The following is a 242-nucleotide window of genomic DNA, read 5'->3' on the forward strand; positions in this document are numbered from 1 at the left end:
GCCGCGACCCGGTGTTCGGCCCAGGCACGCTGCCAGGTGGGTTCTGCAACGCCCTCAACAACTCCACCGCCAACGGCGCCGGCTTGCCCAACGCTGCAGGCCTGAACACCAACTGCAATAACGACGGCTACACCACCGCAACGTCCTGGGGCTACCGCGCCCGTGCCATCTGGGAATACCCGGACGTGTTCGCGGGCGTGAACCTCAAGCCTAACGTGGCCTGGTCCCATGACGTCAAAGGT

General features: G+C 65.3%; 1 protein-coding gene. It reads left to right on the plus strand.

The genetic code is table 11. The annotated features are described in order from the left end of the window. The coding region (locus AAEY93_RS21005) for a DUF1302 family protein (RefSeq protein WP_351079676.1) at nt 1-242 on the plus strand (242 nt) is incomplete at both ends.

The sequence above is a fragment of the Shewanella sp. CAL98-MNA-CIBAN-0140 genome (assembly GCF_040309905.1).
GTDB lineage: Bacteria > Pseudomonadota > Gammaproteobacteria > Enterobacterales > Shewanellaceae > Shewanella > Shewanella psychromarinicola.